The 425-nt window shown below is 67.8% G+C and carries 1 pseudogene; it reads right to left on the reverse strand.

Features of this window, described 5'->3' with window-relative positions:
- Window positions 1-401 (reverse strand): annotated as a pseudogene (locus tag K6M89_RS30615) (hypothetical protein); the annotation flags it as partial.
- Window positions 402-425 lie beyond the last annotated feature (24 nt).

Raw genomic sequence — 425 nt, forward strand, 5'->3', positions numbered from 1 at the left:
TCGGCCGGCTGAGCCGACTGTGCGGGAAGCCCACCACTGGCCACCGGCGGTGGCAGCGATTGTCCGTCGATCGGGGCGGAGGCGGCCGGCGAGGAGCTGCTCCTCGACAGGGCGTCTGCTTGCTCCTGCATCGTCGTCGGCGGCGCGCCGGTGCCAGGCCGATAGGCCTGCTGTGACTGATCATAGGCTGGATGGTAGCCGCCCTGCTGCGAGCTTCCCGAGAAACTCGGCTGGCGGGTGCCCGCCAACCGCTCGGCTTCGCTCTGCGTTACCGGGCTCGATGACGCGCGGCCGGAGGAATCGCCGATATCGACCTGCGGCGTCAGCGCATCGGTGGTGTTGCAGGCGGTCAGCAGAGCCATGACGAACAGGAACGTGGGCACAATCGCAGCTCGCGTCATCCCTTGATCCGTCCTTCCCACAAT

Origin of the sequence: Rhizobium croatiense (assembly GCF_019793465.1) — a bacterium.
GTDB lineage: Bacteria > Pseudomonadota > Alphaproteobacteria > Rhizobiales > Rhizobiaceae > Rhizobium > Rhizobium croatiense.